Source organism: Brevundimonas sp. 'scallop' (assembly GCF_011045535.1).
In the GTDB taxonomy this organism is placed as follows: Bacteria; Pseudomonadota; Alphaproteobacteria; order Caulobacterales; family Caulobacteraceae; genus Brevundimonas; species Brevundimonas vesicularis.
Map to the genome: position 1 here is coordinate 1,293,054 of NZ_CP039382.1, position 16,652 is coordinate 1,309,705.

General features: G+C 65.1%; 12 protein-coding genes. 9 read left to right on the forward strand and 3 right to left on the reverse strand.

Going from position 1 to position 16,652, the window contains the following annotated elements:
* Positions 1-24: 24 nt before the first annotated feature.
* Together E4341_RS06415 and E4341_RS15515 are read right to left on the reverse strand one after the other, a co-directional pair.
* Positions 25-753, reverse strand: coding sequence for a flagellar hook assembly protein FlgD (locus tag E4341_RS06415; RefSeq protein WP_165116012.1), 729 nt, complete (start codon positions 751-753; stop codon positions 25-27).
* A gap of 4 nt (positions 754-757) precedes the next feature.
* Positions 758-2,665: a flagellar hook-length control protein FliK gene (locus E4341_RS15515; RefSeq protein WP_240893631.1), complete on the reverse strand. Its 1,908-nt coding sequence runs from the start codon at positions 2,663-2,665 to the stop codon at positions 758-760.
* A 408-nt stretch (positions 2,666-3,073) separates the two neighbouring features.
* On the opposite strand from E4341_RS15515, the gene flgK reads away from it, so the two are divergent.
* The 9 genes from flgK (at position 3,074) to E4341_RS06465 (ending at position 13,606) form a co-directional block, all read left to right on the forward strand.
* A complete protein-coding gene (gene flgK / locus E4341_RS06425) occupies positions 3,074-5,173 on the forward strand; it encodes a flagellar hook-associated protein FlgK (RefSeq protein ID WP_240893632.1) in 2,100 nt (699 codons plus the stop codon).
* Entirely contained in the window at positions 5,170-6,135 is a 966-nt protein-coding gene (locus E4341_RS06430) for a flagellin (protein WP_165116016.1), read from the forward strand. Before flgK ends, E4341_RS06430 begins: the two co-directional genes overlap by 4 nt.
* A gap of 66 nt (positions 6,136-6,201) precedes the next feature.
* The gene (locus E4341_RS06435) at positions 6,202-7,440 is read left to right on the forward strand and encodes a putative DNA modification/repair radical SAM protein (RefSeq protein WP_165116018.1); all 1,239 of its coding nucleotides are present in this window, start codon (positions 6,202-6,204) and stop codon (positions 7,438-7,440) included.
* Positions 7,440-8,894 (forward strand): UdgX family uracil-DNA binding protein, encoded by a 1,455-nt coding sequence (locus E4341_RS06440; protein ID WP_165116020.1) that lies wholly within the window; start codon positions 7,440-7,442, stop codon positions 8,892-8,894. The genes E4341_RS06435 and E4341_RS06440 overlap by 1 nt, the downstream gene beginning before the upstream one ends.
* 228 nt (positions 8,895-9,122) lie before the next feature.
* Complete coding sequence (locus E4341_RS06445) at positions 9,123-10,238, forward strand: ABC transporter permease (RefSeq protein WP_165116022.1); 1,116 nt, start codon at positions 9,123-9,125, stop codon at positions 10,236-10,238.
* Entirely contained in the window at positions 10,235-11,011 is a 777-nt protein-coding gene (locus tag E4341_RS06450) for an ABC transporter ATP-binding protein (protein ID WP_039246447.1), read from the forward strand. The genes E4341_RS06445 and E4341_RS06450 overlap by 4 nt, the downstream gene beginning before the upstream one ends.
* A 12-nt stretch (positions 11,012-11,023) precedes the next feature.
* Positions 11,024-11,962, forward strand: coding sequence for an MlaD family protein (locus tag E4341_RS06455; RefSeq protein ID WP_039246448.1), 939 nt, complete (start codon positions 11,024-11,026; stop codon positions 11,960-11,962).
* Complete coding sequence (locus E4341_RS06460; RefSeq protein WP_066551978.1) at positions 11,959-12,609, forward strand: ABC-type transport auxiliary lipoprotein family protein; 651 nt, start codon at positions 11,959-11,961, stop codon at positions 12,607-12,609. The genes E4341_RS06455 and E4341_RS06460 overlap by 4 nt, the downstream gene beginning before the upstream one ends.
* A gap of 94 nt (positions 12,610-12,703) precedes the next feature.
* Positions 12,704-13,606 carry a hypothetical protein gene (locus E4341_RS06465; RefSeq protein WP_165116024.1) on the forward strand — a complete coding sequence of 301 codons (903 nt, stop codon included), beginning with the start codon at positions 12,704-12,706 and terminating at the stop codon, positions 13,604-13,606.
* 3 nt (positions 13,607-13,609) lie between these two features.
* Here E4341_RS06465 and uvrA read toward each other — a convergent pair whose 3' ends face one another.
* Positions 13,610-16,555: an excinuclease ABC subunit UvrA gene (gene uvrA, locus E4341_RS06470; RefSeq protein ID WP_165116026.1), complete on the reverse strand. Its 2,946-nt coding sequence runs from the start codon at positions 16,553-16,555 to the stop codon at positions 13,610-13,612.
* Between the last annotated feature and the right edge of the window lie 97 nt (positions 16,556-16,652).

Below are 16,652 nucleotides of genomic sequence, written 5' to 3' on the forward strand. Positions count from 1 at the left end.
TCATCGGGAAGGCGGCGGATCGCATCATGCGGCCGCCTCCTCGGTGGGGACGTTCGGATTCTCCGTCTCGTCGGTATCGTTGGCCGCCTGGGCCTTGATCTCGTTCAGCGAGATCACGGTCGAAAGCGGAAGGATGGAGTCGCCGATCACCAGGTATGGCGCGCCGTTGTACATCTCGACGCCGGTGACCCGGCCCTGGATCAGGGCTTGGGCGTCAACCTTGGCGCCGGCAGCGTCGGTAGCGGCGACCTTCAGCGTATAGACGCCGCCGTCCTCTGCCGTGCCGCCGTCCTTCAGCTTGCCGTCCCAGGAGAAGGTGTGCAGGCCGGACGTCTTGTCGGGCGCGGCGCCTTCCCAGACCACGACGCCCTTGCTGTCGACGACCTGCAAGCTGGCCTTGTCCGCGTCGGCTCCCAACTCGTAGGCCCAGGTGGCATTGCCGTCGTTGAACTCGGTGGCGGTCCAGGCGGCGGTGACGCTCTTGCCGATATAGTTGGCGGCGTTGTCCAGACCGCCGCCGGCCTGGGCGGCCAGCAGGCTGGTCAGCAGGTCGTTCGTCAGCAGTTGCTGCTCCACGCCGGCCATCTGGGTAAGCTGCGCAGTGAACTGGTTGGAATCTAGCGGCGACAGCGGATCCTGGTTCTTCATCTGCGTGGTGAGCAGGGTCAGGAAGGTTTCGAAGTTCGAGGCCAGGGCCTTGGTGCCGCCGGTGACCCGGCCGGCTGCTGCGGTTGTCGTGACGGCGTCGACCATGGGGTCAAACCTTCAGATCGACGCGGTCAGGCGTCAGGGAATTGTTGATCCAGGCGCCGGGCGCCGGGACGATGGGCATGTCGGCCTGGGCCGCGAGGCGAGAGCCGCCAGCGAACAGAGCGTTGCGCTGCTGCTGGCGCTCGAAGGCGCCGCCGCCCGCGGACGGATCGCGTTGCGAGAAGTCGAGCGCGTCGCCTGCGACCTGGAAGCCCGCCTCCTGAAGCTGGCGGCGCAGTTCGTCGGCGCGGCCCTTCAGATCGGCGGCGGCGGCGGGGTTGTCGAAGGCCAGGCGAGCGGACAGTTGGCCGTCCTTGCCGATCTCAAGGCTGACATCGACGCGGCCCAGATCTTCGGGCGTCAGCACCATGTCGAACCGGGTCGAACGGCCCTCGAGCTTGCGGGCCATCTGCGCGGCGAGTTTGGCGGTGGTCTCGACGGTGGCGCGTGACAGGGTGGACAGGCTCTGAGCATGGCTGGACACGGCGGCTTGTTGCGCAGGCTGCGCATCGGCCGGCGCGGGGCTTGCGGTCGGCGCATCAGGCGACGCTGAATCGGGCGCGGCGACGGCGGCGGTCGCGGGCTCGACTGCCTTGGCGGAGGAGGGCGTCGGCTTGGGGGCGACTTCGATTGCGGCGCTGGAGGGGGTAGCGTCTTCGGTCGTCGCGTTCTGAACCGCAGGAGCGGCGGTGTCGCCGGTTTGGTCCGTCACCGCATGGAGGTTGCCGCGCAAGGGCGTGGCGGGTTGAAGCACGGTCGATGACTTCGGCGTATCGGTCGAAGCCGCCTCTCTTGGCTGATCGGACGTGTCGGCCGTTTCGGCTGTCAAAGATGACGCCGGTTCGGTTATCGCAGCGGAGACCGTGGCGGGGACAATGATCGACGGCTTGGGCGTCGTTGACGTGACGGCGATCTGGACTTGGGCGGTCGGGATCTGAGCGGCTGCAAGGGATTGAGTGATTGGCGACGGTGCGGCCGGTTTGTCGGGTTTAGCGACAGCGGTCTGGATCGTGCCGGCCGCAGCGTCGAAATTCACAGGTGCCGGCAGTGCTGCGTCGGTCGGACGAGGCGCTGCGTCGCCCTTGACCGTAACGGCAGGCTTGGGCGCGACTGTCGGCTTCGGACCGTCGGTCGTCGTCGGCTGAGTGGGCGTGACCGAGGTCTCGGCGGCCTCGACTTCAGCCGGCTTCGCCGCGGCGGGAGAGGAGGCCAACGCTTCGGTCGTCAGGATTTCGGAGAGTTCCGAAAGGACTGCTTGAGCGGTCGCGGCCGCCAGGGCGGTCTTCGCTTCAAGGTCCTGGTCGGCAGGCGCCGACGCAGTCTTGGCCGCCGTATCAGTTGCAGCACGAGGATTTGTAGCGACCGTCGTCGTGATCGCCTCGGGCGCAACGAATGCGACTGACGCAACATCTTTGGGCGCTTGTGAATCGACAGGGATTTCCGCCGCGTCCTCGGAGACGGCTGGCGAGCCCGCGACATTAAACGATTGAGCGATCGGAACGGCCGGCGTCGGTTGCGGGGCCGTAAGCGGCATTGCGGCGACGAGGCCAGAGCTATCGTCGTCATTCGCAGCCGTGTCCGTGCCGATCTGCTGCTCGTCGGTTAGGAAAAGCTGAGCTTCGGAGGCTGCGATCTCGCCCGAGAGTGTGAGTACGGTGTCGGTCGTCGGGGTCGGTGTATCGACGTCAGGCTCGGCCGCCACGGGCTGGGCCATGATGACGCCCAGCGACCGAGCGCCCGTTAGACGGCCGGGCGTCATCCGTTCGATCGGCGCGCCGTGGACGCCCGCACTCAGCGCGTCGGCGACTTTACTGGAGAACAGGCCCGCATCGACTGACTCTGCGCCGGTGGCAGCAACCGACGTTCCGGTCGAGACCGGAGCGGCAGGCGCGAGCAGGGCGGAGGCGGTGGACATGGAAGCGCGGCGGCTTTCGTAAGGAGCGACGGCGGCGCCTGCTGCGCCCACGAGTTCGCCACCCTCGACGCAAGGGCCGGGCCAAGAAAATAAGCCAGCAAAAACAGTGAAAATGCAGCCTCGGGGGGCTACGGGTTCGAAAGGCGGCGGTCGTTATTGCCGCGCTCTCGCCACTTTTTGCCCGGCTTCGCGGCGCTGTTGATCAGTGACAAGCGGGATACCCACAATCTGATTGGCCCGACCTTTGCGCGTCTTTCCCATCATGACGGCCGCCCGATCAACGATCCTGTGGAAAAACAACGCTTTGTGCGAGCGGGCGTGGCGCGTGGCTGGGCAAGAACTGCGCGTCGCGATGCAGTGGTTGCCGGGTAGGGCTGGGGAGACGCGTCAATGTCGCTGAACTCGATCATGAACATTGCGACGTCGGGGCTGAGGACCGCCCAGTCGCAGTTGCGTGTCACCGCCGACAATATCGCCAACGTCGATACGGCCGGATACATCCGCAAGGTCGCCGATCAGTCGGCCGCCGTCACCAATGGCTATGGTTCGGGGGTCGATGTCACGCGGGTGCGTCTGGCGACAGACCGTTTCCTGCAGGCGGCCAGCCTCAGCGCCGGTGCGGACGTCGCGCGCCAGACCGTGCGCTATGAGTTGTACGACCAGATCCAAAACCAGTTCGGCGATCCCAGCAGCGACAGCAACTTCTTCGCCCAGGTCGACAAGCTGTTCGCCACCTATGCGACACTGGCCGAAAGCCCGACGTCCTCGGCCGGGCGTCAGGACACGATCTACAAGACCCAGGCGATCTTCAATCAGGCCGCCGGCATCGCGTCACAGATCCAATCGGCGCGTCAGGAGGCGGACGGCCGACTGCTGAGCGCGGTCGAGGCGGTCAATCCGCTGCTGGAACAGATCGCCAAGCTGAACAAGACCATCGCCGCCGGCACGGTGACGAACGAGGATGTGACGGGCGCCCAGAACGCCCAACTTGGCCTGATCAACGAACTGTCCAAATATATGGATGTGAAGGTCGAGGCGCGCTCGAACGGCGGCGTGACGCTGCGCACCAACACAGGCACGACCCTGGTGGGCGAGGGGGCGGCGACGCTGTCGTACCAGGCGGCTGGCACTGTGGACGCCATGACGGCCTTCTCGGACATCATGATCACCGAGCCCAGCGGCACGCGCTGGCCGCTGTTGGACGGCGTGTCGTCCGGTCAGATCCGGGGTCTGGTCGAGATGCGCGATGTCGATGCGCCAGCGGCCGCCGCGCGCCTGGGTGAGTTGACGGCCAAACTCGCGGACGAACTGAACCGCGGCCATAACGCAAACAGCAGCGTTCCTGCACCGACCACCTTGACGGGGCGCAACACCGGCCAGTCGCTGGAGAACGCCCTGACCGGCTTCACCGGCACGACGACCATCTCGGCGGTCAATGCGTCGGGCGTGGTGCAGGCCTCGGCCCGGATCGTCTTTTCCGGCGGCACAATGACGATCAACGGCGCCGCCGCGGATCCGACCACCTTCCTCAGCGTGCTGAACGCCCAGCTAGGCGGCACGGCGACGGCGAGCTTCTCGGACGGCCAACTGCGCCTGGACGGGGCGGGCGGAAACGGTGTGGCCATCGCCGACGACGCGACATCGACCAGCACGAAGGGCGGGCGCGGATTTTCGCACTGGCTCGGCCTGAACGACCTGGTCGCCACGACGACGCCGACCTTCTACGAGACGGGCCTGACCCTGACGTCCCAGCACGGGTTCGATCCTGGTGAGAGCCTGACCCTGCGCTTTGCCGGCCCGTCCGGCGCGCGTCTTCGCGACATCACCGTGTCCGTGCCCGCCGGGACGGGCACAATGGGCGAGATGCTGGGCGCGCTGAACGATCCCATAACCGGCGTCGGCCGCTATGGCGCCTTCAGCCTGGATGCGGCGGGCAAGCTGTCATTCAAGGCCTACGACCCGTCTGCGACGTCGATGAGCGTGGTGAAGGACAATACGACCCAGGATCCGTCCGGCGTTTCAATGTCGCAACTGTTCGGCCTGGGCGCGACGGGATCGACGCGGGCGGGCGCCTATACGGTGCGCAGCGACATCCAGCAGGACCCCGGCAAGTTGGCCTTGGCGCAACTGAACCTGTCGGCGGCGGCGGGGACGCCGGCGCTGAGCAAGAACGATGGGCGCGGCGGCCTGGCGCTGGGCGATGTGGGCAAGAAGAACGTCGCCTTCGCCGCAGCCGGCGGCAATGCCGGCGGGACCAAGACCCTGTCGTCCTATGCGGCGGACTTCGCCGGCGAGCTTGGCGGCAAGGCCTCGGCCGCCAAGACCCGCAGCGAAACGGCAAGCGCCCTAGCCAAGGAGGCGGACAGTCGCCGCACCTCGGCCGAAGGCGTGAACATGGACGAGGAACTGGTCAATATGACAACGTTCCAGCAAGCCTATAACGCCTCCGCGCGCCTGATCCAGGCGAGCAAGGACATGTACGACGTACTGATCGGAATCCTGCAATGACGCGCGTCGCGACCCACGGGAACTACCAGTCGGCCTTGCTTAGCCTGATGAACGCGCAAGGCCGCGCGCAGCAGGCGCAGGAGCGGATCGATAGCGAGAAGATCGCCACCGACATGTCCGGCTATGGCCGGGGCGCCGAACAGCTGACAAGCCTGACGTCGACCCAGGCGCGACTGGAGGGCTTCATCTCCACCGGCGAGGCCGTGAAGGCGCGGCTGAGCGCCCAAGATCTGGCCATGAGCCGCATCTACGAGGGCGGTAATGCGGCGCGCGAGGCCATTGCAAACAGCCTGGCCGCCGGGCGGATCGACAATCTGATGGTCGAGCTCGGTCTGAACTATCAGACTGTGCAGGGGGGGCTGAACGCGGAACACCAGGGCTCGTACCTGTTTGCGGGCGGCCAGAGCGACATCGCTCCCGCCACAGCCGCGACCATGGCTGATTTGACGGCGGCGGCGTCTACCGCCGCGACCTTCGCCAACGACACCTTGAAGCAGAAGTCGCGCATCGACGAGAAGACCACGGTCGAGACCGGGTTTCTGGCCAGCGAGATCGGCGGGCCGCTGACTGAGGTGTTCCGCAACATTCAGGCCTTCCAGAACGGCACGGCGGTGACCGTCGGCGGCGTGACCTATACGCCAGCAGGCGCGGGCACGCTGACGGGACAGCCCGACGCCAACGTCACCGCTTTTCTGAAGGCGCAGATGGGCGAACTGGACAAGGCGAATGCGGCCCTGACGAACCAGACGGCCAAGAACGGTCTGATTCAAAATCACGTTGAAACTGCGCTGGACGCCCAGCAAAACCAGAAGACCGCCCTGCAGAAGATGATGCAAGACAAGTCCGGATATGATCCGGCACGGGCGATCACCGATCTGCAGATGGCGCAGGTGGCGATCGAGGCTTCGGCCCAGATCATCAACTCGCTGAAGAGCACGTCGCTACTCAATCTGCTGCGTTAAGTCGTCGTTTCAAAAAAGAAAACGGCAACGCTGGACCAAATATTGTTCTGGAACGTATCATGAACGATGGCCCGTCTCGATCTGCGTCGAAAACTCTCCGTTCTGGCTGACGCCGCCAAGTATGACGCCTCGTGTTCGTCGTCGGGAACGTCGAAACGAAACTCCGTTGGCGGCAAGGGGATCGGCTCGACCGAAGGCATGGGCATCTGTCACGCCTATACGCCAGACGGTCGATGCATCAGTCTGCTCAAGATCTTGCTGACCAACTTCTGCATCTACGACTGCGCCTATTGCATCAATCGCGTGTCGTCGAACGTGGAGCGCGCGCGCTTCGATGTCGACGAGGTCATCGACCTGACGCTCAACTTCTACAAGCGCAACTATATCGAGGGCCTCTTTCTGTCGTCGGGCATCATTCGATCCGGCGACTATACGATGGAGCAGTTGGTCCTGGTGGCCAAGACGCTGCGGGAAGTCCACGATTTCCGGGGCTACATTCATCTGAAGCTGATTCCGGAGGCGGATCCGAAGCTGGTGGAGATGGCGGGACTGTATGCCGACCGCCTATCAGCCAATATTGAGCTTCCACGCGACGAGGCGCTGGCGCGACTTGCGCCGCAAAAGGATGTCGGGGTTATCAAAAAGGCGATGAGCCAGGTGCGCCTGGGCGTCGAGGCGGCCAAGCCGGCCAAACGTGAAAAGATCAAGCCGCCGAAGTTCGCGCCGGGCGGCCAGAGCACCCAACTGATCATCGGCGCCGACGGCGCGCCGGATACGGAAATCCTGGATCGCAGCGCCTCGCTCTACGGTGGTTACGGCCTGCGCCGCGTCTATTATTCGGCGTTCAGCCCGATACCGGACTCCAGTTCGATCCTGCCGTTGTCCAAGCCGCCGTTGATGCGCGAGCATCGGCTGTATCAGGCCGATTGGCTGATGCGGTTCTATGGCTTCTCCGCGCCGGAGATTGGCGAGGGGGCATCGAACGGCATGCTCGATCTGGCGGTCGACCCCAAACTGGCTTGGGCTCTGAACAAGCGCGAGCAATTTCCCGTCGATGTGAACCGCGCGCCGCGCGAGATGCTGCTCCGTGTGCCGGGGCTGGGCGTGAAAGCTGTGGACCGGATTGTCTCGGTGCGCCGCTATCGGACCCTGCGGCTGGAGGACGTCGGACGACTGACGCGATCGGTGGCGAAGATCCGGCCCTTCATTACGGCGCTGGACTGGACGCCAGGCGGTCTGACGGACGCGGCGGACCTCAAGGCGCGCGTGACCAGCCGAACGCCCGAGCAGTTGAGCCTGTTCTGATGGCGGTGGCGACGCTGGACGGTGAGACGGACTTCGACGGCTGGCGGAAAGCGGCGCGCGCGTTTCGATTGGCGGGTGTGGAGCCTGCGGCGGCGCGGTTCGTCGTGGCGGGGACGATGGAACAGGGCGGGCTTTTCGATCAGCCGATTGCCGAAGAGGCGTCGCCGACGCCGGATGAGCGCAGAGCTTTCAACGTCCCGAAAGAGTTCGTGGACCTAGCCCAGAACCTGATCCTGCATCGATCCGCTGACCGTTTCGATCTGATGTATCGGCTGCTGTGGCGGCTGAAGGATGAGCCGGACCTGATCAAGGTCATTTCGGACCGCGACGTCGCCGACGCGCTGGATCGGGTCAAGAATGTCAGCCGCGCCTCGCACAAGATGAAGGCCTTCGTTCGCTTTCGCCAGGTGCATGACGATTTGGGCGAAGCTTGGGTGGCATGGTTCGAGCCGCCGCATCGGGTTTTGGAAAAGACCGCGCCGTTTTTCCAACGGCGGTTCACGACCATGCGCTGGTCGATCCTGACGCCGGATGGTTCGGCTTTTTGGGATGGAGAAGCCCTGCGGTTCGGGTCGCCGGCAACGCGCGACATGGCGCCAGCCGAAGACGAGATCGAGGATTTCTGGAAGACCTACTACGCCTCGACCTTCAATCCTGCGCGGCTCAAGGTGAAGACGATGCAGGGTGAGATGGCCAAGTCCTACTGGAAGAACCTGCCGGAAGCCGCCCTGATCCCGGAACTGGTCGCGGCCTCGTCGGTTCGAACCGAAACCATGGTCGCCACGCCGTCGCCTCAGCCCAATCCGCGTTTCGCGCGCGCCGTCGCGCCTGACCTCCATTTGGCGCGTCCCGACGCCGAGGCCGTGCCCGAAAACCTCGACGATGTCGCCAGCGGCGTTCAAGCGTGTCGCCGTTGCCCGCTTTACCGCGACGCGACGCAAGGCGTGTGCGGGGAGGGGCCGAAGTCGGCGCGTCTGATGATCGTCGGCGAGCAGCCGGGCGATCAGGAGGATCTGGCAGGCCGCGCCTTCATCGGGCCGGCGGGACAGGTGCTGAACGCAGCCCTGGCCGAGGCCGGCATTGATCGATCCGACGTCTATGTCACCAACGCGGTCAAACACTTCAAACACGAGCCGCGCGGCAAACGTCGCCTGCACAAGACGCCGAATGCGGGAGAGGTTCAGGCATGCCGCTGGTGGCTGGACTCGGAGCGCAGGCTGATCAAGCCGCAGGTCGTGTTGGCCCTGGGGGCGACGGCGGGTCTGGCGTTGCTGGGTCGCAAGCCCGCCGTGATGCAGGAACGCGGCGCGCCGATCGACCTGAGCGATGGATCGACCGCCGTACTGACGGTTCACCCCTCCTATCTGCTGCGTCTGCCGGACGAGGCGGCGAAGTCTGAGGCGAGACGGTTGTTCATTGAGGATCTGGAGGCCGTGCAGCGTCGTATGAGGTGACGCGAGAACGAATCCCGTTCGGCCGCGTTTGGCATCAGCGCCAGCGTGACCGTTGGACGTTTCACCGGGGGAGGCGATCTCGACACGGTCGATCGACAAACATCCGCGCGAATGTCATCGCGCGTTGACATCGAATGCCGGCTTGACCATTAGCGCGGCAGAGATTTCGGCTGTCTGTTCAGAGGGTCAGGGGAAAATCGCGATGTCAGACCGGTCTTCAGGGGCGCGATGAAAACGGCCGCATACGAAATCGTCGATAGAGATGGCGAGGCCCGTCTGCGCCTGACCGGCGACTGGACGACCACGGCGCTGGGTCGTCTGCCGACGGAACTGAGCCGCGATCTGGAAGGCCGCGATATCGCCAGCATCGACACCTCCGATCTCGGTCGCTTCGATACCGCCGGCGCGCTGGCTCTGGTGCAGGCCTCAAGCGGCCGCCTTTCCAAGAGCCAGTGGAAGGATCGACCGGAGGCCGGTCGCATCTATCACATGATCGAACTGCTGGAGCGCCAGAGCGCTCCGGCGCCGAAACGCCCCAGCGCCTTCGTGCGCACCTTCGCCAAGATCGGGCGCGGCGTTTACGATTTCGGCGGCGAGGCCATGTTGTCGCTGGCCTTCCTGGGTCGGCTGATGGCCGCCGTGGTCGAAGCCGCCAAACGCCCCGGGGGCATCCGCTGGCCGGCCTGGGTCAGTCAGGCGGAGCGCGCCGGGCTGGACGCCATTCCGATCGTCATGATCACCAACTTCTTCATCGGGGCCGTGATCGCCTTCATCGGCGTGGACCTGCTGACCGATTTCGGCGCCCAGGTGTTCGCGGTTCAGCTGATCGGTGTCGCCATGTTCCGCGAATTCGCCGTGGTCATCGCCTCGGTCCTTCTGGCGGGACGTTCGGCCTCGGCCTTCGCGGCTGAAATCGGGTCGATGCGGATGAACCAGGAGGTCGACGCCATGCAGGTCATGGGCGTCAATCCATTCCAGGCCCTTGTTATTCCTCGTGTCGCGTCGCTGGTGATCATGCTGCCGCTGCTGACCTTCATGGGCATGATCGGCGGTCTTATCGGGGGTCTGGTCGTGTGCTGGAGCTCGCTGAATCTCGGCCCGTCCTTCTTCTTCCAGCGTCTGGTCGAGGACGGCACCATGGCCCAGCATCTGATGGTGGGGCTGGTGAAGGCGCCCGTCTTCGCCCTGGTGATCGCCGCAATCGGTTGCCGTCAGGGCATGGCTGTCGCCGGCGATGTCGAAAGTCTGGGCCGCCGCGTGACGGCCGCCGTGGTGCAGGCCATCTTCGCCATCATCTTCCTGGACGCCGTGTTCGCCCTGGTCTTCCTGGAGCTGAACATATGACCGAAGCGCCAGAAAACCTGATCGAGGTGCGCGGCCTGCTGAGCCAGTTCGGCGAGCGCACTATCCACGAAAACCTCGACCTCGACCTGGTGCGCGGCGAAGTCCTGGGCGTCGTCGGCGGATCAGGCGCGGGCAAGACCGTGCTGCTGAACACCATCATCGGCTTGAAGGAGCCGGAAGGTGGGTCGGTGAAGGTGCTGGGCTACGACCGGGCGAACCTGACCAAGGCCGAGGCGGCCGACATCGAGAAGCGCACCGGTATTCTGTTTCAGCAGGGCGCGCTGTTCTCGTCGCTGAGCGTCCTTGAGAACGTGGCTTCGCCTCTGGTCGAACACACCAAACTGCCGAAATCGGTCATCTATGAACTGGCCGAGCTGAAGATCGCCATGGTTGGTCTGAAGCCCGAGCACCACCATCTCAAGCCGGCGGAACTGTCGGGCGGAATGAAGAAACGGGCCGGCCTTGCGCGTGCGCTGGCGCTGGACCCCGAGCTGGTGTTCCTTGATGAGCCGACGGCGGGCCTGGATCCCATCGGCGCGGCCGCCTTCGATGATCTGATCCGGCAACTGGCGGACGACCTGGGTCTGTCCGTCTTCATGATCACCCACGACCTCGATACGCTCTACGCCATCTGTGACAAGGTGGCGGTGCTGGCGGACAAGCGGGTCGTGGAAAAGGCCACGGTGCAGGAGCTGGAAGGCTCCGACCACCCGTGGATCAAAGAATATTTCCTGGGGCCGCGCGGACGCGCAGCCACCAAGTCTGCCGCCTGAGGAGAGCGGATCATGGAAAGAGACGCACATTACGCCGCCGTCGGCATCGCTACCGTCGCCCTTCTGGCGGCCCTGGCGGTGTTCACCATCTGGCTGGCCCGGCTGCAGTTCAACAGCGACTATGACATGTATGACATCGTCTTCTATGGGCCGGTGAACGGCCTGTCGGAAGGTGGCGAGGTGCATTTCAACGGCATCCGCGTCGGCGAGGTGACCGACCTGAACATCGACACCAAGCGCGGCGACCAGGTGATCGCCCGTGTTCGCGTGGACGGCACGACGCCGGTGCGCGTCACCTCGCGCGCGCAGCTGGAGCCGCAAGGCATCACCGGCTTGAACTACATCCAGATCACTGCCGGTTCGCCCAACAGCGCCCTGCTGAAAGAGCAGTATCCGGACAATGTCGTGCCCGTGCTGCAAAGCCAGCCGTCGCCGATCGCCGAGCTCTTGAGCGGTTCGGGCACGGTGCTGGCCCAGACCGTCGATGCGCTGAACCGGATCAACCGCGTCATGTCCGACGACAATATCCGCAGCTTCTCCACCAGCGTGAAGAACGTCGAGGCGCTGACGACGGAACTGGAAGCCCGCAAGGCCATCTTCCAGCAACTGGAAGAGGCCGTGACCAACGCCAACGCCGCGGTGAAGGAATATCAGGCCCTGGCCGTCGACACGCGTCAGATCATCAATACGGACGGTCGCCAAGCCATCGCCAATATCAACTCGGCGACGGCGGAGGCGCGCACGGCGATCGCCTCGGCCAACCGTTCGATCACGGGTCTGGAACGTCCGCTGGGTGACTTTGCGACGACCAGCCTGCCGCAACTCACCGGCACGATCGAAGAACTGCAGGACGCCACCCGGTCACTGCAATCCCTGATCGACGATGTCCGCGCCAGCCCGCGCGACTTCATCGGTCGTCCCAAATCCAAAGAGCTGGAGGTGCAGCCGTGATCCTTCGTCCTGTCCTTCGACTGGCGGCGTCCGCCGCTGTGCTGACCGCACTGAGCGGATGCGCCCTGCTGTCCTCGCCGGACCCGGTGCAGAACTATCGGTTCGGCCTGCCGATGGCCGCGCCGTCGGCGGTGGGCGACACGCCTGCGCCTCTAACGGTCTCGATCCGCCGCATCGAGTTCCCGCAGGCGACCGGCGACGACAAGATCCTCGGCGTCACGGGTCTAGAGACGGCCTATATCGGCGGCGCACGCTGGGTGTCGCCGGCCTCGACCCTGTTCGACGACAGCCTGAAGGCGGCCTTCGCCAACCGCGCCGACCGCATTCGCGTGCTGGGTCGCCGCGAGCCGGGGACGCCGCCGCTGATCCTGCAGGTAACGGTCACGACGTTCGAGGCGCGATACGCCGCGCCGGGCGCTGTGCCGGATGTCGTCGTGACCGCACGGGCGCAGCTGCGCTCCACCCCGGAACGGCGCGCGGGCGGCGGGACCATTCGTCCCGAGGAAGGCCGCTCGGTCGAGCGGGTGTTCACCGTGACCCAGCCTGCCGGCGACAACCGCGTGTCCGCCATCGTTGCAGCCTTCGACACGGCGACGCGCGACATCAATACCCAGATCGCGGACTGGACGATCGCCTCCGCGAACTGACGCGATCGAACGCATGATGCCGCGATGGCGGCGGTGCGGGACGTAGGCTTGCGTATGCGCTAGGGTGCGCTGCGAATCTGCTCCCGGAGTTGTCATGAGTTTTTCCGCCACCGACGCGGCCTTCGAAGGCTTCCGGGTCGTTCGCCGGCATCCGATCGTCGCGGTCGCCTGGGGCCTGGTCTATCTGGCCGTCTATGTCGCCATGTTCGGCCTGGGCGCAGACAAGTGGGCCAGTCTGATGGCGGCCGGCGAAGCGCTGGAACAGTCGGCCAACCCGTCGATGGCGGAGTTTCAGGCCCTGGGCCAGACCTATGCCGGAGCCCTGATCTGGGCCGCGCCCATCGGCCTGCTGGTTGGAGCGGTGCTGAGCGCGGCAGTGGCGCGCTCGGTCTTGCGGCCGGACGAGTCGTCGTGGGGCTATCTGCGCCTTGGTATGGATGAGGTGCGGGTCTTGGCGGTCAGTCTGATCGTCAGCCTGGCTGTCGGTCTAACGTCGGGCGTCGGCATGATGGTGGTCGGCGCGGCCATCGGTTTCGGCGCCGCGTCGGGTCAGGCGCTGCTGATTTTGGCCGGCGTGCTCCTGATCTTCGCCGTCTTCGCCTTGATCGTCTGGCTGGCGATCAAGTTCAGCCTTGCGGTGCCGATGACGATCGATCGCCGCAAGATCACCATCGTGGAATCGTTCGCCGCCACCAAAGGACATTTCTGGTCACTGCTGGGCATGGCCGTGATCGCCATCATCATGTCCCTGATCGTCAGCATCCTGGGCATGATCATCGGCGCAGCGGCAGACCTCGCCACCGGCGGCATCCAGACGCTGGCGCGCTTCGACGGCGAGGGACTGGGTCAGATCCTGATGCAGGCCTGGCCGGCGATCCTGGTGTCGTCGATCGTCAACGCCTTCCTCGCCGCGCTGCAACTCGCGGTGCTGTATGCCCCGTTCGCAGCGGCCTGGAGTGGGCTTCGAGGCGGTCAGTCGACCGACGTCTTTTCCTAACGATCAGGCCGACGCCTTCACCCTTTTCTTTTTGGCCGGAGCATCGACGGAACCGCCCAGGGCCGCAACGCGCGCCTTGCGGCGGTCCTCGTGCCGATCCAGCACCTCCTTGAGGTATTTGCCAGTCCAACTGGCCTTGTTGTCCGCGACCTGTTCGGGCGTGCCCACAGCGACGATCTCGCCGCCGCCGTCGCCGCCCTCGGGACCGAAGTCGAGCAGATAGTCGGCGACCTTGATGACATCGAGGTTGTGCTCGATCACCACGATGGTGTTCCCGGCCTCGACCAGTTCCTGCAGCACTTCCAGCAGCTTGCGCGTATCCTCGAAATGCAGGCCGGTGGTCGGCTCGTCGAGGATGTACAGGGTGCGGCCGGTGGCGCGCTTGGACAGCTCCTTGGACAGTTTGACCCGCTGGGCCTCGCCGCCTGACAGGGTCGTGGCGGGCTGGCCGACCTTGACGTAGCCCAGGCCCACGCGTTCAAGCGTCAGCATCTTGTCGCGGATCGGCGGCACGGCCTTGAAGAAGGTCGCCGCCTCCTCGACCGTCATGTCCAGCACGTCCGAAATGGACTTGCCCTTGAACACGATCTCCAGCGTCTCGCGATTGTAGCGTTTGCCCTTGCAGACGTCGCAGGTGACATAGACGTCCGGCAGGAAGTGCATCTCGATCTTGATGACGCCGTCGCCCTGGCAGGCCTCGCAGCGGCCGCCCTTGACGTTGAAGCTGAACCGGCCAGGGCCGTAGCCGCGCGCCTTGGATTCCGGCAAGCCGGCGTACCAGTCGCGGATGGGCCCGAAGGCGCCGGTATAGGTCGCGGGGTTCGAGCGCGGCGTGCGGCCGATGGGCGACTGGTCGATGTCGATGACCTTGTCGAAATGCTCCAGCCCTTCGATCCGGTCGAAGGGGGCGGGGGCCTCGGACGCATTGTTCAAGCGGCGTGCGGCGGCCTTGTACAGGGTCTCGATGGTGAAGGTCGACTTGCCGCCGCCGGATACGCCGGTGATGCAGGTGAAGACGCCGACCGGGATTTCGCCAGTGACGCTCTTCAGATTGTTGCCGCTGGCGCCGCTGATTTTCAGCATCCGCTTGCGGTTGATGGGGCGGCGACCCTCGGCGGGGATTTCGATCTCGCGCTCGCCAGTCAGGTATTTGCCGGTCAGGGACTTGGGGTTGGCCATGACCTGGGCCGGCGTGCCCTCGGCGCAGACCTGGCCGCCATGAACACCGGCGGCCGGGCCCATGTCGATGACGTAGTCCGCGGTCAGGATGGCTTCTTCGTCATGCTCGACCACGAGGACCGAGTTGCCGAGATCGCGCAGCCCCTTCAGGCTTTCCAGCAGGCGGGTATTGTCGCGTTGGTGCAGGCCGATGGACGGCTCGTCCAGCACATAGAGGACGCCGGTAAGGCCCGAGCCAATCTGTGAGGCCAGGCGGATGCGCTGGCTCTCGCCGCCCGATAGGGTGCCGGAGGATCGGGACAGGTTCAGATAGTCCAGGCCGACGTTGTTCAGGAAGCGCAGCCGGTCGCAAATCTCCTTCAGGATTCGCCGGGCGATCTCCATCTGCTTTTCGGTCAGGTTCTCTTCCAGCGTCGAGAACCACAGATAGGCCTTGGAGATCGACAGGATGGAGATGTCGGCGATGTCCTCGCCGCCGACCTTGACCGCCAGGGCCTCGGGCTTCAGCCGCTTGCCGTGGCAGGCGTCGCATGGCGTCTCGGACTGATAGCGAGCCAGTTCCTCGCGCACCCAGGCGCTGTCGGTTTCGCGCCAGCGGCGCTCCAGGTTCGGCAGGACGCCCTCGAACGGCTTGGAGACCTCGTATTTCCGGGCGTTGTCGTCATAAACGAACTTGATCTTCTCGGACCCCGTGCCGTGCAGGATGGCCTTGTGCGCCTGGGCGGGCAGGTCGCGCCACGGCTTGTCCATCGAGAAGCCATAGTGGAGGCTCAGAGACTGCAGCGTCTGGGTGTAGAGCGGCGACGGCCCACGCGCCCACGGCGCCACGGCGCCCTTGTGCAGGGTCTTGTCGCGGTCCGGGATCACCAGATCGGCATCAAAGGCCAGCTTGACCCCCAGGCCGTCGCAGACCGGGCAGGCGCCGAAGGGGTTGTTGAATGAGAACAGTCGCGGCTCGATCTCGCTGATGGTGAAGCCGGACACCGGACAGGCGAACCGCTCCGAGAACAGCAGGCTGCGCGGCGCGGTCTCGCCTTCCGCCGTCGAGGCCCATTCCGCGTTGGCGATGCCGTCGGCTAGACCCAGCGCCGTCTGCAGGCTGTCGGCGTAGCGCGCTTCCTGATCCGGCTTGGTGACGATCCGGTCCACCACGATGTCGATGTCGTGCTTGAACTTCTTGTCCAGCGTAGGCGCTTCGTCGATCGGATAAAACTGGCCGTCGATCTTCAGACGCTGGAAGCCCTGGCGCTGCCACTCGGCGATTTCCTTCCTGTACTCGCCCTTGCGGCCGCGAACGACGGGGGCGAGCAGCAGGATGCGCTCACCATCGGGCAGGGCGACCAGCTTGTCGACCATCTGGCTGACGGTCTGGCTCTCGATCGGCAGGCCGGTTGCCGGCGAATAGGGCACACCCACACGCGCCCACAGCAGACGCATATAGTCGTGGATCTCCGTCACCGTGCCGACGGTCGAGCGCGGGTTCTTGGACGTAGTCTTCTGTTCGATGGAGATAGCCGGGGACAGGCCTTCGATCAGGTCCACGTCCGGCTTGCCCATCAGCTCCAGGAACTGGCGGGCATAGGCCGACAGGCTCTCGACATAGCGGCGCTGGCCCTCGGCGTAGATGGTGTCGAACGCCAGCGAGGACTTGCCCGACCCCGACAGGCCGGTCATCACCACCAGCTGTTCACGCGGAATGTCGAGATCCACGCCCTTGAGGTTATGCTCGCGGGCGCCGCGAACGCGGATGAAGTTGTGCTTTTCGGTCATGCTGTCCGGAGAACGCGGAGGAGGGCCGGCGGGTCCGGCGCGACATCGCTATATGGGGACGAATTGTGTGATTGAAGCAAGAACAATGTAGGAACAT

Coding starts and splice junctions, on each gene's coding strand:
- E4341_RS06415 (WP_165116012.1), bottom strand. CDS start 753: ATGGTCGACGCCGTCACGACAACCGCAGCAGCCGGCCGGGTCACCGGC.
- E4341_RS15515 (WP_240893631.1), bottom strand. CDS start 2,665: ATGTCCACCGCCTCCGCCCTGCTCGCGCCTGCCGCTCCGGTCTCGACC.
- flgK (WP_240893632.1), top strand. CDS start 3,074: ATGAACATTGCGACGTCGGGGCTGAGGACCGCCCAGTCGCAGTTGCGT.
- E4341_RS06430 (WP_165116016.1), top strand. CDS start 5,170: ATGACGCGCGTCGCGACCCACGGGAACTACCAGTCGGCCTTGCTTAGC.
- E4341_RS06435 (WP_165116018.1), top strand. CDS start 6,202: ATGGCCCGTCTCGATCTGCGTCGAAAACTCTCCGTTCTGGCTGACGCC.
- E4341_RS06440 (WP_165116020.1), top strand. CDS start 7,440: ATGGCGGTGGCGACGCTGGACGGTGAGACGGACTTCGACGGCTGGCGG.
- E4341_RS06445 (WP_165116022.1), top strand. CDS start 9,123: ATGAAAACGGCCGCATACGAAATCGTCGATAGAGATGGCGAGGCCCGT.
- E4341_RS06450 (WP_039246447.1), top strand. CDS start 10,235: ATGACCGAAGCGCCAGAAAACCTGATCGAGGTGCGCGGCCTGCTGAGC.
- E4341_RS06455 (WP_039246448.1), top strand. CDS start 11,024: ATGGAAAGAGACGCACATTACGCCGCCGTCGGCATCGCTACCGTCGCC.
- E4341_RS06465 (WP_165116024.1), top strand. CDS start 12,704: ATGAGTTTTTCCGCCACCGACGCGGCCTTCGAAGGCTTCCGGGTCGTT.
- uvrA (WP_165116026.1), bottom strand. CDS start 16,555: ATGACCGAAAAGCACAACTTCATCCGCGTTCGCGGCGCCCGCGAGCAT.